13 protein-coding genes are annotated in these 13,402 nt (G+C 37.5%); 11 read left to right on the forward strand and 2 right to left on the reverse strand.

Features of this window, described 5'->3' with window-relative positions:
- Position 1: 1 nt before the first annotated feature.
- From polA to coaE, 4 genes are all read left to right on the forward strand, one after another.
- Positions 2-2,635: a DNA polymerase I gene (gene polA, locus ACN6MT_RS11640; RefSeq protein WP_419955981.1), complete on the forward strand. Its 2,634-nt coding sequence runs from the start codon at positions 2-4 to the stop codon at positions 2,633-2,635.
- Positions 2,636-2,692: 57 nt separating this feature from the next.
- Positions 2,693-3,520 carry a DNA-formamidopyrimidine glycosylase gene (mutM, locus tag ACN6MT_RS11645; protein WP_419955982.1) on the forward strand — a complete coding sequence of 276 codons (828 nt, stop codon included), beginning with the start codon at positions 2,693-2,695 and terminating at the stop codon, positions 3,518-3,520.
- Positions 3,521-3,609: 89 nt separating this feature from the next.
- Entirely contained in the window at positions 3,610-4,251 is a 642-nt protein-coding gene (ytaF, locus tag ACN6MT_RS11650; protein ID WP_034676859.1) for a sporulation membrane protein YtaF, read from the forward strand.
- A gap of 25 nt (positions 4,252-4,276) precedes the next feature.
- Complete coding sequence (coaE, locus tag ACN6MT_RS11655; RefSeq protein WP_419955983.1) at positions 4,277-4,885, forward strand: dephospho-CoA kinase; 609 nt, start codon at positions 4,277-4,279, stop codon at positions 4,883-4,885.
- A 475-nt stretch (positions 4,886-5,360) separates the two neighbouring features.
- Here the strand turns inward: coaE and ACN6MT_RS11660 are convergent, their stop codons facing one another.
- The gene (locus ACN6MT_RS11660) at positions 5,361-5,960 is read right to left on the reverse strand and encodes a hypothetical protein (protein WP_419955984.1); all 600 of its coding nucleotides are present in this window, start codon (positions 5,958-5,960) and stop codon (positions 5,361-5,363) included.
- Positions 5,948-6,292, reverse strand: coding sequence for a nuclease-related domain-containing protein (locus tag ACN6MT_RS11665; RefSeq protein ID WP_419955985.1), 345 nt, complete (start codon positions 6,290-6,292; stop codon positions 5,948-5,950). Before ACN6MT_RS11665 ends, ACN6MT_RS11660 begins: the two co-directional genes overlap by 13 nt.
- A 248-nt stretch (positions 6,293-6,540) precedes the next feature.
- Here ACN6MT_RS11665 and ACN6MT_RS11670 point away from each other — a divergent pair, with 248 nt between their 5' ends.
- From ACN6MT_RS11670 to ytxC, 7 genes are all read left to right on the forward strand, one after another.
- A complete protein-coding gene (locus ACN6MT_RS11670; protein WP_034676864.1) occupies positions 6,541-7,572 on the forward strand; it encodes a glyceraldehyde-3-phosphate dehydrogenase in 1,032 nt (343 codons plus the stop codon).
- A 308-nt stretch (positions 7,573-7,880) separates the two neighbouring features.
- Complete coding sequence (gene speD / locus ACN6MT_RS11675; RefSeq protein WP_034676866.1) at positions 7,881-8,255, forward strand: adenosylmethionine decarboxylase; 375 nt, start codon at positions 7,881-7,883, stop codon at positions 8,253-8,255.
- A 105-nt stretch (positions 8,256-8,360) separates the two neighbouring features.
- Positions 8,361-8,759, forward strand: a complete 399-nt coding sequence (locus ACN6MT_RS11680; RefSeq protein ID WP_034676868.1) for a hypothetical protein — start codon at positions 8,361-8,363, stop codon at positions 8,757-8,759.
- 85 nt (positions 8,760-8,844) lie between these two features.
- Positions 8,845-9,306, forward strand: a complete 462-nt coding sequence (gene nrdR, locus ACN6MT_RS11685) for a transcriptional regulator NrdR (protein ID WP_045523558.1) — start codon at positions 8,845-8,847, stop codon at positions 9,304-9,306.
- Between the two features lie 51 nt (positions 9,307-9,357).
- On the forward strand, positions 9,358-10,767 hold the full coding sequence (locus ACN6MT_RS11690) for a replication initiation and membrane attachment family protein (protein ID WP_419955986.1): 1,410 nt from the start codon (positions 9,358-9,360) through the stop codon (positions 10,765-10,767).
- A gap of 13 nt (positions 10,768-10,780) precedes the next feature.
- The gene (gene dnaI, locus ACN6MT_RS11695; RefSeq protein ID WP_419955987.1) at positions 10,781-11,710 is read left to right on the forward strand and encodes a primosomal protein DnaI; all 930 of its coding nucleotides are present in this window, start codon (positions 10,781-10,783) and stop codon (positions 11,708-11,710) included.
- A 149-nt stretch (positions 11,711-11,859) separates the two neighbouring features.
- On the forward strand, positions 11,860-12,732 hold the full coding sequence (gene ytxC / locus ACN6MT_RS11700) for a putative sporulation protein YtxC (RefSeq protein WP_052106433.1): 873 nt from the start codon (positions 11,860-11,862) through the stop codon (positions 12,730-12,732).
- The last annotated feature ends 670 nt before the right edge of the window (positions 12,733-13,402 follow it).

Below are 13,402 nucleotides of genomic sequence, written 5' to 3' on the forward strand. Positions count from 1 at the left end.
GATGGAAAAGAAGAAGTTAGTATTAATTGACGGAAATAGTATTGCTTACCGTGCGTTCTTTGCACTGCCCCTGCTTAATAACGATAAAGGCGCACACACAAATGCAGTTTACGGTTTTACCATGATGTTAAATAAAATTATGGAAGATGAAAAGCCAACGCATATTCTAGTGGCATTTGACGCGGGAAAGACAACCTTTCGTCATGCTACTTTTGGTGAATATAAGGGCGGCAGGCAGAAAACACCTCCTGAATTATCGGAACAATTCCCTTTTATTCGTGATCTTCTTGATGCATATGGGATTGAGCGATATGAGCTTGAGAACTATGAGGCCGATGACATTATTGGAACGCTAGCCTTAACAGCTGAAAAAGAAGGTTATGAAATAAAGGTAATATCGGGAGATAAAGATTTAACTCAACTTTCCTCTGAACATACAACGGTATCGATTACTCGTAAAGGGATTACCGATATCGAGGAATATACCCCAGCACATGTAATGGAGAAGTATGGTTTAACGCCTGAGCAAATTATTGATATGAAGGGACTAATGGGCGACCCTTCAGATAACATTCCAGGTGTACCCGGAGTCGGTGAAAAAACAGCGATTAAATTGCTGAAGGAATTTTCAACATTAGAAAATTTACTAGAGTCCGTTGATCAGGTCACTGGAAATAAGTTAAAAGAAAAGCTGGAAGAATTTAAGGATCAAGCAGTGATGAGTAAGCAACTTGCCACCATTGAAAGACATGCACCAGTCGAAGTATCCATAGAAAATGTCGCTTATGAAGGATTTGAAAGAGAAAAACTTGTGGCTCTTTATAAGGAGCTTGGATTTCATTCTTTATTAGAAAAATTAGGTGGAGATACATCAGGTAATGAGCAGCTTGAACTTGAAGACATCGTGTTTCAAACTCCAGATGAAATAACAGATGAAGTATTTACAGATGATAATTATTTGTATGTTGAAATGCTTGATGATAATTATCATTACGCTGATATCATTGGTTTTTCTCTTGTAAATGAAACCGGAAATTATTATTTACCAACTGAATTAGTGATTAAATCTGATCATTTTAAGAAGTGGGCTGAAGATGATACAAAAAAGAAAACAGTCTACGACGCAAAGCGTTCAGAGGTATCGCTAAGAAGGTATGATATACATTTAAAAGGGGTAAATTTCGATACGTTAATGGCTTCTTATATTATTAATCCTTCTGAAACAATTGATGATATTTCAACCATTGCCAAAAAATACGGGTTAAATATCCAATCAGATGAGTCGTTTTATGGAAAAGGAGCTAAACGGAAAATACCTGAAGCAGCACTTACAGCTGAGCACCTTGTTAGAAAAAGTCTTGCAATGGTTGATCTGAGACAAACACTAGAAGACGAGTTAAAAACAAATGAACAATATGAATTGTTTACAGACCTTGAAATGCCGCTATCGCTCATTTTAGCAGATATGGAATCTTGTGGAATTAAGGTGGATAGCGATCGTCTTCAAAGAATGGGCAGTGAAATTCATGATAGACTGGTCGAAATTGAAGGAATCATTTATGAGTTAGCCGGTGAAAAGTTTAATATTAATTCTACTAAGCAATTAGGTGTTATTTTATTTGAAAAACTAAACCTGCCAACCTTAAAGAAAACGAAAACAGGCTATTCCACGTCGGCAGATGTTTTAGAGAAATTAGCAAATGATCATGAAATCATTGAGCATATTCTTAATTACAGACAGTTAGGAAAACTCCAGTCAACTTATATTGAAGGATTGCTCAAGGTGATTAATCCTAAAACGGGTAAAGTTCATACACGATATCAACAGACATTAACAGCAACAGGACGATTAAGCTCCATTGACCCGAATCTGCAGAACATTCCAATTCGTTTAGAAGAGGGCCGGAAGATTCGCCAAGCTTTTGTACCATCAGAACCAGGCTGGCTCATTTTTGCCGCCGATTATTCTCAAATCGAGCTTAGAGTTCTGGCTGACATTGCTGGTGATGAAAAACTAATACAAGCCTTTAAGGATGATCTCGATATTCACACAAAAACAGCGATGGATGTATTCCATGTGAACGCTGACGAGGTAACCTCCAATATGAGACGGCAGGCGAAGGCGGTAAACTTTGGTATTGTCTATGGGATAAGTGACTATGGACTATCGCAAAGTTTAGGAATTACCCGTAAAGAAGCTGGTCTGTTTATTGACCGTTATCTTGCCAGCTATCCTGGGGTAAAGGATTATATGGACGAAATCATCCATTCCGCTAAACAAAAAGGGTATGTAGCGACCCTTTTGCAAAGAAGAAGATATATTCCAGAGATTACACATCGTAATTTTAACATCCGAAGCTTTGCTGAAAGAACAGCAATGAACACCCCAATTCAGGGAAGTGCTGCTGATATTATTAAAAAGGCCATGATTGATATGGCAGAAGCTTTAAAGGATTATAGGTTAAAAACGAGACTGCTGCTTCAAGTGCACGATGAACTGATTTTCGAAGCCCCTGAAGAAGAAATTGAGACACTCAAGAAACTCGTTCCAAGTGTTATGGAAAATGCTCTCGAATTAAAAGTGCCATTAAAAGTTGATTTTTCCTATGGCCCAACATGGTTTGACGCGAAATAGCAAAGCGGAAGCGCCCCTAGGCGCTGCAGCTGGACAGCATAGAGAGGAGCTTATTGAATGCCGGAGCTTCCAGAAGTAGAAACAGTTAGAAAAACATTAAAGAATCTAGTACTGCATAAACAAATTCAAGATATCACCGTCCACTGGCCAAAAATCATTAAAAATCCAGTTGAGGTGGAACAATTTATTGACGCTCTTAGAGGGGAAACCATTGAGGATGTTGGAAGAAGAGGTAAGTTTTTAATCCTCTATACAACTAAGTTTGCCCTTGTTTCCCATTTAAGGATGGAAGGCAAATATGGGCTTTATCCAAAAGAAGAACCGTATGATAAACATACTCATGTTATCTTTCATTTTACCGATGGAAGTGATTTGAGGTATCGAGATGTTCGTAAATTTGGAACCATGCACCTATATCTAAAGGGAGAGGAATTTCAAAAACCTCCATTAATTGACCTTGGACCAGAACCTTTTTCAGAAGACTTCACGAAGGAATATCTATCGGACAAGCTGAAAAAGACAAACAGAAAGATAAAGCCTGCACTGCTTGATCAAAAAGTGTTTGTTGGACTGGGAAACATTTATGTGGATGAAGCCCTTTTTCGTTCTGGAATTCATCCTGAACGAATCGCAAACTCCCTGAGTGATGAGGAATTAACCTTGCTGCACAAAGAGATTGTTAAGACCCTGGATGAAGCGGTTAAAAAAGGAGGAAGTACCATTCGCTCCTACGTAAACTCACAAGGGGAGATTGGAATGTTTCAGCTTGAATTATATGCCTACGGCCGTAAAGGGGAAGAATGCAAAAGATGTGGAACCCCATTAGAAAAAACAACGGTAGGGGGACGAGGTACGCATTTTTGTCCCGCATGTCAAAAAATTTAAGTGTTAGAAGTGAGATGACAATTTAATAACAAAGGATAGGCTCCTCCCATATACTATCGTAGTGATTGACGGAAGGAGCCCTAGACATCATGTTTCAAATGTTCTCACTTCTCCTGCTGGCTTTTGCTCTCAGTCTTGATAGCTTTAGCGTAGGGTTTACGTATGGACTTAGAAAAATGGTACTGCCGCTTAAATCAGTGCTCATCATTGCAACCTGTTCAGCGATTTCTTTAATGATTGCGGTGTCAATCGGCCATGGCCTAGAAAAGATCTTGTCTCCGGATATCACGGCTAGCCTTGGGGGAATTATTCTAATTGCTCTCGGCGCCTGGGTATTATATCAATTTTTCAGGCCAGAGAAAGAAAAGGACTCAGACCTGCTTGAACATGAAAAGCTGATCATTAATTTTGAAATCCGCTCCTTAGGGATTGCGATCAATATCTTAAGGAAACCAATGTCAGCTGACTTTGACCGTTCGGGTACAATCACCGGAATCGAAGCGTTCATGCTGGGTTTTGCCTTATCCATCGATGCGTTTGGTGCTGGAATTGGTGCGGCTATGCTTGGATTCTCTCCTTTTTACCTAGCCGCCAGTGTTGCTGTTATGAGTTCTTTGTTTCTTGTATTAGGAATAAAAAGCGGTGCCTTTTTTCATAAATTTAACTGGGTCCAAAAGTTTACCTTTTTACCGGGGATTTTATTAATTATCATTGGAATATTCAAATTATAAACGTTCAAGTGGAAAGGAATAGAGTATGTCACTTGTAATAGGACTAACAGGCGGAATAGCCAGTGGAAAAAGTACAGTTTCCAACATGTTAAAAGAAATGAACCTCACTGTTATTGACGCAGACGTAGAAGCCCGCCTCGCAGTTGAAAAAGGAGAACCCGCCTATCAAAAAATCGTTGCTGAATTTGGTGATGATGTCCTGCAGTCTAACGGAGAAATTGATAGGGTTAAACTCGGTTCGATCATTTTTCATAACGTTGAAAAACGACAGCTCTTAAACAGCATTGTTCATCCCGAGGTGAGAAAAAGGATGAATAATCAAGTTGAAGCAGCCAGGGGACGCGGGGAACAAGTCATTGTCCTCGACATTCCATTGCTGTTTGAAAGTAAACTAACGCATATGGTTGAAAAAACCGTTCTCGTTTATGTTGATCGGGATATCCAGCTAAAAAGACTGATGGAACGTAATAACTTATCCATGCAAGACGCAGAGGCAAGAATAAAATCACAAATGCCTCTTTCAGAAAAAGTAGCATTAGCAGATGCAGTGATTAATAATAATGGATCCATCGCTGAAACAAAAGAACAGGTAATTGAGGTTTTGAAAAGCTGGGGGATAACAACGCGGGATTAGACAAAATTCAGAAGGGGGAACCCTTCTTTTTTTGTTGTTGTTAAAGCAATGAAATTCATGGAGCCCAAAATATCGACAGAAGAACAGAAAAGGTCCTCGTGAGTGGTTTATGAAGCCCAAAATCAAGTTGGAAGACAAAAAGGGTCTTCATGAATGGATCATGAAGCCGAAAATACCGAAAAATAGAACAGAAAAGGCTTCATGAATGGTTTATGAAGCCGATAATACCGATAGAAGAACAGAAAAGGTCTTTATGAATATATCATGAGATAAAAAGGGCAGCGTAGAAGTACTCATGATTCATCGATCCCAAAACAAAAGATACAAAGACTACATGGAGGATTCATGAGGTCTAAAGTCAAAAAGGAATAGCGGACAAGGTCCTCATGAGTGGTTTATGAAGCACATAATGAGAAGGAAAGTTAAAAAAGGACCTCATGAAACTGTCCATGAGGTCTAAAGTATATAAACTAACCTACTCCTGATGATTAGTGCCATCTAATGCATTATCTACAAAATAAGAATATTTACCGTGACCTTTTAGTATGAATTTTTTCAATAATATCTTTCTAATCCTCTTTTTACTCCTAATAACCTTGCACCAATTAAAGATGAGATTAGTGGTAATCTTTATATCTGGAAATAGTATCTTCAATTCCTCTACATGTCGCATTACCGCCATTTCCACCCGTTCCTCAAAACCACAATTCTTACAAGTTAATTTGGTTCTAGATACAGAAAAATTAAACGAGTGGCAAGCTGCACAGGTCATCCCTTTTTTCAATGTGTCATACTCATATTTTGGTAATCGAACATAAGGATTTTCTGTCTTATGTAAAGAAATTAACAAGTCTGCAAGTTTATGATGCCAATCACTTAGCTTAGCAGGTAAGCTATATAGTTTTTTTACAAAGGATTTAACTTGTGTAGGTAAGATAATCTGCGGATTTTGAGATGGCAGAAATAAGGTGAAATTAGGGTTTATAAAAACTAGGTAAGCTTCGATGGGGAATTTATAATTATATTTTTGGAGTAATTGCCGGAGCTCGGAATGACATCGTTTTAATTGAAGCATAGAATCCTTTTTTCACTGCCAGTTACTGTTTTAAAAATACCATCTTCATAACAATATTCTCCTTCGTAAGTCTTCACATCAATAAGGTAAATCCGTCCATGAAAGATAATTAAAGTGTCAATTTGAAATAGTGTATCTCCTACTTCTAGTAACAAATCATTTAGAACTAAACTTTCTAGTTCACGTATTAGGTTATCAAACTTTAATTCCCCTTCATACCCCTTCTCCTTGTTAAAGAGTTGCTGCTTTTCTTTTTCCGATAATTTCATTCTATGAGCCAAAATTCTTAAGATAACCAATTCTGCAGGAACAGACCTTTCCTTTTTAAACATAACCCACATCCTTTCTTATCTATTATTCTAGTCGAACATCCTAAAACAAAAAATGAATGTTTTGTTAATTCTTCATTGCGAATATCATTAATAATCTTTATTGTAGCTCATTTATTAACCAAGTTATCCATATTAAAAACATTTTTAAAAAATCCGCACATTATATATCGCATTTTTATCTAAATATGTTATACTAATTACATCAAAACAAGTTAATAAGTATAACATATTACGGAAGGGGCCGTGAAATGAAGGCAAGAATTGCAATAAACGGTTTTGGGAGAATTGGAAGGATGGTTTTTAGAAAAGCGATCCTTGAAAATACGCTTGATATTATTGCTATCAATGCTAGTTATCCTGCGGAAACATTAGCACATTTGATAAAATATGATACGGTTCATGGACCATTTCAAGGGGATATCATTGCGCTTGATGAAGAGCTGATTGTAAACGGTAAAAGAGTAAAATTATTAAATAATCGGAATCCTGAGCAACTTCCATGGAAAGAGTTAAATATAGATGTGGTTATTGAAGCAACAGGTAAATTTAACTCACGAGACAAGGCGGGACTGCACTTAGACGCAGGAGCAAAAAAGGTAATTATTACTGCACCGGGGAAGAATGAGGATATCACCATTGTTATGGGAGTAAACGAAGACAAACTAGACATCACTCAACATGATGTTATTTCTAATGCGTCTTGTACCACAAACTGTTTAGCACCTGTGGCGAAGGTGTTGGATGAAAAGTTTGGGATTGAAAATGGTTTAATGACAACCATTCATTCGTATACCAATGATCAACGAAACATTGACAACCCACATAAAGATTTGCGAAGAGCTAGAGCATGTGGACAATCTATCATCCCAACCACAACGGGGGCAGCTAAAGCGTTATCGCTGGTATTACCTCAGTTAAAGGGTAAGCTGCATGGAATGTCACTTCGTGTACCTACACCAAATGTATCACTAGTGGATTTAGTAGTCGATTTGAAACAAGATGTTACGATTGATGATATCAATCAGGCTTTTTCGGAAGCAAAAAATGGTCCATTAAAGGGTATCATCGACTTTACAATGGAACCGCTTGTATCCGTTGATTTCAATACAAATCCGTACTCCGCCATCATTGATGGATTATCAACCATGGTAATGGGGAACAGAAAAGTAAAAGTGCTTGCTTGGTATGATAACGAATGGGGATATTCTTCCCGGGTTGTCGATCTTACCTTATATGTCGCCCATCTAATGGCCAATTCAAATCAGGTGAAAGTTGGGTAATCCAAAAAATACTGTCGACTGGCAGTATTTTTTTTGTAGCTAATTAAAGCCTTTGTGCATAATATAGTTTGAAATTCTTTTGAGGGATAAGCCTCGGCAAGGCCGACTCTAAAAATGTTAGATTCATAGGTTGCAAAACAAATATAAACTTAGTATACTAGTCATCGTGAACTTCTTGAAATTAGGTGACGATTGATTACTTAAAGGGTTAGGACCTCTCTGGACTAACTTTCCCCCGTGGTAATTACTTGGATACCATCAAAAAAGATTTCAAGAATGAAGCAAAAATGTAAGAGGGGGAATTGAATATGGAAACAATGGGACGTCACGTAATCTCTGAATTATGGGGATGCGACTTTGAAAAATTGAATGATATGAATTTCATTGAACAAACTTTTGTCGAAGCAGCTCTCAGATCAGGTGCGGAAATCCGCGAAGTAGCATTTCATAAGTTTGCACCACAAGGCGTAAGCGGTGTGGTCATTATTTCCGAATCTCACTTAACAATTCACAGCTTCCCTGAACACGGATATGCCAGCATTGATGTATATACTTGTGGTGATTTAAATCCAAATGTAGCAGCTGATTATATTGCTAAATGCTTAAATGCACAAACACGCGAGAATATTGAAATTCCACGCGGTATGGGTCCTGTTCAAGTAAAACAGGCAAAAGCTCTATAATTATAAATAAAAAAGCGACGAGGGGTGTATTTTATAGTACACCTCTTTTTATTTTTTTCGTAAAGTATTGTAAAATTAGATAAAAGACTATATTTGGAGGCTTCTATGGCTATATTTGGTAATTTATTTATTCGTTTTAGAAAACAGATCGAAACTTCGGATCATCAGAAAGATAATTCCTTAGCTACCCATTATTATAAAGCATCTTTCAACCAGCTTTTTCAATCCGTTGAGGAATTATTTCGTCAGGATGCAGATTGCCGTATTGTTACGGTTTCCAAAGACCATGGTGAGATTGCTGTAGAAATCAATAAACCGATTCCTTGTTTTCTAATCGTTACGATAGTTTCTGTGAGAGGAATGGAAACAGCAGTAGACTTTAGTATTTCTTCTGAAAAATTTTCACCTATTGGTTTGTATCCAATTTTAAGAAAAAGGATAATTTCCTATTACGATAAAATGAATAAATTACATACTCTTGTCAGAGTCGGCAAAAGCTCATAATACTTCTTGTGTTACCGTTTTCTTTTTAATAAGATAAAGAATAGATACTTATATTTATGAATGGATTGATTTGGGAGTTGATCAAATGAAGTGCCCTTCATGTCAAAATTATGGTACACGTGTGCTTGATTCCCGGCCGGTTGATGAGGGTCGTGCAACCCGAAGAAGGCGTGAGTGTGAAGAGTGTGGATATCGTTTTACCACATTCGAGAAGATTGAAGAAATTCCACTGATCGTCGTCAAAAAGGAAGGTACGAGGGAAGAATTCAGTCGCGATAAAATTTTACGAGGCTTAATTAAGGCTTGTGAAAAGCGCCCAGTTGCTTTAAAAGAATTAGAGGATATTACTCAAGGGGTAGAAAAGGAACTGCGCAGTCAAGGAATATCAGAAATCAAAAGTGAATTAATTGGTGAAATGGTAATGGACAGGCTTGCCCATGTTGACGAAGTAGCTTATGTGCGCTTTGCTTCTGTTTACCGTCAATTTAAGGATATAAATGTTTTTATTCAAGAATTAAAAGAACTGATAAATAAGGAGAAATCCTAGGGAGCTAAAGAAAGTCTTTGGCTCTTTATTACTTTTTAAAGGGTGAATGATATGGCGCAGCATTGGCAGGAATTGATTCCGATTGACCGTTATCTTGTTACGTCAAATGGATTGCTGCATGAATACGACCGCAAAGTGCTGACTTTTTTGTATCAGCCCTTAATCGGATCCACTTGTTTAAGTGTATATATGACTCTTTGGGCAGAGCTTGAAGAAAATAAACTATGGTCTGAATCTTCGACGCATCATTTGCTAATGAATTTGTTAAGTGTGAACTTAAAGGATATCTACGAAGCTAGGTTAAAATTAGAGGGTATTGGCTTGTTAAAAACATACGTAAAAAGTGATGAAAGTGGACGTTCATTTATTTATGAACTGACTCCGCCATTGAATCCAGAGCAATTCTTTTTAGATGGAATGTTAAATATTTATTTATATCGTAAAATCGGCAAAAATCACTTTTCGCGTTTAAAACGTTTTTTTAGCACCCCTAAAAAGCCGCTGGATGAAGATTATTTAGAAGTAACCAGAGAGTTTCAGGATGTGTTTGCGTCGGCAACTCCAGGCAGTCTTCAGTATATGCAAGAGCATGCAGAAGACTTGGAAGCCGAATCCGATCAAGAATTTATTGGCCGGATGGATCAAAAACCAATTCAAATTGATACCAGGACCTTTGATTTTGATTTGTTAATGGCAGGTCTTAATGAATCACTTGTCCCACAAAAAGCATTGACCAAAAAGGTAAAAGAGGTTATCAGTAACCTTGCCTTTCTTTATGGAATTAGTCCAATCGAAATGAAAAACTTTGTATTAGGGGCAATCAATGAAAAGGATGAAATTGATATCGAGGACCTTAGAAAAGGTGCGCGTGATTGGTATCAATTTGAAAATTATGACCAGCTTCCAAGTCTTATCAATAGAACACAGCCTGCTGTTCACCAGGTCCAGTTAACGGAACCGAAAACACAGGAAGAAAAATTAATTCGTTATTATGAAACCACACCTCCCATCGTTATTTTTAAAGAACTCTCAGGCGGAGTGGAGCCTTCTGCTGCCAATTTGAAAATATTAGAGGAAATCATGATAAAATATAAACTTCCTCCTGGTGTAGTAAACGTGTTAATTGAGGTTGTTCTTAGAAAAACGGATATGAAATTTACTAAGGGTTTTGTTGAATCAATTGCAAGCCATTGGGCTCGGCTTAAAATAAAGAGTGTTAAAGAAGCAATGGAAGCAGCGAGGAAAGAAGAGCGGAGCTTTCAAGAAAGCAAAAAGACTGGTAAATCTACGAAAAAACCTATCCGGACGGAAGTTTTACCTGATTGGTTTGATGATAGTGGAAAAACAAGTGATAAATCAAATACAAAAGCAAGTGATAAAGCAGATACAAAAGACCAAAACACAGAGCTTGAAGCGAAAAAGCGTGCGATTGAAGAAAAGCTCAAAGCATTTCGTAAATAGGTGGTGAATGTAATTGGAAAAGATAAATCGAACAATTAAGCGATTAGCCTCGAATGAAAATTTTCAAAAGCGTTATGAAGAGCAGCGAAAGCAAGTATTAAATCATCCTGATATTCATGCATTTCTAACAGAACATGAAAATGAGCTGAATCAGCATTCGATTGAAAAAAGCATGAGTAAACTTTATGAATACACTCAGCAGAGTAAAGAATGTAATCGCTGTGAAAGTCTTGATGGCTGTATAAATTTCATGAAGGGATACCACCCTGATTTAGTACTGGTACGAAACTCAATTGATGTTGTTTATAAACGCTGTCCTAGAAAAGTGATGGCGGATGAGCAAAAGAAAAATCAAAAGCTTATTAAGAGTTTATATGTACCTAGAGATATATTGGAAGCTACCTTTGAGGATTTTGAGGGTGACTTGGGCCGTTTGGACGCAGGGGACCGGGCAGCAACTTTTTTAATGAATTATGAGGCGGGATTAAAGCCTAAGGGATTGTATCTATATGGAAAATTTGGAGTAGGAAAATCCTTTTTGTTAGGGGCTATAGCCAACGAACTTGCTAAAAAGCAAATCCCAACCATGATTGTTTATGTTCCAGAACTGCTGCGAGAAATGAAAAGTGCGATTGGCGATTCTACTTTAAACGAAAAAATCGAAGCATTGAAAAAAGAACCGATTTTAATGCTTGATGATATCGGCGCCGAGGCAGTATCCAGCTGGACAAGAGATGAAGTACTTGGACCAATCTTGCAGTTCAGGATGCTTGAAAAGCTTCCAACCTTCTTTACCTCAAATTTTGACTTCCAGGGGCTTGAGCACCATTTAACCTACAGCCAGCGTGGTGAAGAGGAAAAGATGAAAGCACGGAGAATTATGGAAAGAATTCGTAGTTTAAGTGATCCTGTTCTTGTTGATGGACCAAATCGCCGTGATTAAAATATAAATGTAAGTGGATTACCGAAGCATTTTCGGTAATCCTTATTTTTTTTTCACAATATTGGTGTATTCATAACGTATAAACTTCTATTTTGGCCAAGTCCCCCATATAAATGTAAAACAGAGTATGGAATAAAGGGGGGATTTGGTTGGCAGAAATCATCTTCCGAAGCAAGATGGATGCGAAGAGATGTTATGATCACTTGCTGAAGTGCTTACGGTATCATCCAAATAATGAAGATATTCTTCTTATAGAAGATCGACATATAGTGAAAATTTCGGAAAGTATTGTTAGGTTTGGAGAGGTCAAAGAGGCATTCTATGAATTTATCATAAAAATAAAACGTGATGACTGGTTTAGGGCTATTTTACAAGAGCAATATTATTTTGAGGACCAAGAAGAGCAGGAGCATATTATGGACATCATTTATTCTGTCCTTGAAGGTCAGCGGGAGGATTTAGCTGTTTTCATTAAGGAAAATGGTGAAGAATCTCAAATTAGAGAAGTTGTGGAGGAAATCTTTCAGGATCATATCTCGTTCTCGTTTGACTCCTTTTTAAAATTTCGATTGCGTCCTTATTTGAAAATGTTAGAGAGTTACGTCGAGATATCCATTGATGAATATAAAATGGAGCAAGAATATCAAATGTTTATTCAAACATTAAGGGATTTTTTAGCGAGCCGTGAGCCAAAAATGGTCACACTGCACCTTTTATTTGATGAGGAAATTACTTTTTTTGATGAGCAATTTGAAGAGATAAAAAGGGCAGAATTGATGAAAATGATTGACCGGAAGCTTTTGTTTAATCATCCGGTTTATGTAGATTCGGCTTCCATTGCACCATTACTATCAATTGCGCCAAAGAACATTTTCCTCTATACAAAGAATACGGATGAACCCCTTGTGAGAACCATTAAGAACATCTTTGAAGAAAGAGTATTAATAAAGTCATACAAAGGTTTGCGGCATACAAAGGAATGGCTTCGTCAGAAAAACTCTGCAAATGGAAATGGTGCTTGAAATATAATGGGAAATTGTATGCTTGGTGTATTGATTTTTCAAAATAGAATCATTATAATAACCTACATAGTCCGAAATGCTGAAGCGCCTTGTCCAGCCCCGACAAGCATAAGACGAGCGCTGACAGAAGGCGTCTTTTGCCTTCCGAAGCGATTGGCTTATGACTCGAGGGGCTAGGCGCTGAAGCTAGACATCAATATATCAAGCAAAAGTAATGATAAGGACAACAGTATTTATTCACGGTTACCAGAGAGGGAGGACGCAGGCTGAAAGCCTCCTAGCACGGATTGAATGCTTACCACCTTTAAACTTCAGCGGTGAACGCTTCTTTGAAGTGAGTAATCGTCTGACGGGAAACAGCCCGTTACCCTGTCCTAAAGTCGTTTTTATGTTTCTTATAAAAATGAAAAATTGGGTGGAACCACGTGTTTATTAAACTCGTCCCTTTTCCAGGGACGGGTTTTTTTATTTTTTAGGCTCTGTTAAACTGAATGTTGATTTCTCTGTGTTTGGAAAATAATCGGAGAATTTCCGTTTAAATCAGGAAACACCTATATTATCCTTAAAAATAACGGAGTTTTTCCGCTTATTGTATCCAAATTCTTGGAATTTGTCTTATTTAAAGCAGTTAACCGGAATATCACCGCTTTTATCTGCTTCTTAAGCTTCC

It is taken from the genome of Neobacillus niacini, assembly GCF_048572935.1.
GTDB lineage: Bacteria > Bacillota > Bacilli > Bacillales > Cytobacillaceae > Neobacillus > Neobacillus niacini.

Bases quoted from the DNA above. Each gene is read 5' to 3' on its own strand.
- ACN6MT_RS11680 (WP_034676868.1), top strand. From the start codon at position 8,361: ATGGCTATATTTGGTAATTTATTTATTCGTTTTAGAAAACAGATCGAA.
- polA (WP_419955981.1), top strand. From the start codon at position 2: ATGGAAAAGAAGAAGTTAGTATTAATTGACGGAAATAGTATTGCTTAC.
- nrdR (WP_045523558.1), top strand. From the start codon at position 8,845: ATGAAGTGCCCTTCATGTCAAAATTATGGTACACGTGTGCTTGATTCC.
- speD (WP_034676866.1), top strand. From the start codon at position 7,881: ATGGAAACAATGGGACGTCACGTAATCTCTGAATTATGGGGATGCGAC.
- ytaF (WP_034676859.1), top strand. From the start codon at position 3,610: ATGTTTCAAATGTTCTCACTTCTCCTGCTGGCTTTTGCTCTCAGTCTT.
- ACN6MT_RS11660 (WP_419955984.1), bottom strand. From the start codon at position 5,960: ATGCTTCAATTAAAACGATGTCATTCCGAGCTCCGGCAATTACTCCAA.
- mutM (WP_419955982.1), top strand. From the start codon at position 2,693: ATGCCGGAGCTTCCAGAAGTAGAAACAGTTAGAAAAACATTAAAGAAT.
- ACN6MT_RS11690 (WP_419955986.1), top strand. From the start codon at position 9,358: ATGGCGCAGCATTGGCAGGAATTGATTCCGATTGACCGTTATCTTGTT.
- ACN6MT_RS11665 (WP_419955985.1), bottom strand. From the start codon at position 6,292: ATGTTTAAAAAGGAAAGGTCTGTTCCTGCAGAATTGGTTATCTTAAGA.
- coaE (WP_419955983.1), top strand. From the start codon at position 4,277: ATGTCACTTGTAATAGGACTAACAGGCGGAATAGCCAGTGGAAAAAGT.
- ACN6MT_RS11670 (WP_034676864.1), top strand. From the start codon at position 6,541: ATGAAGGCAAGAATTGCAATAAACGGTTTTGGGAGAATTGGAAGGATG.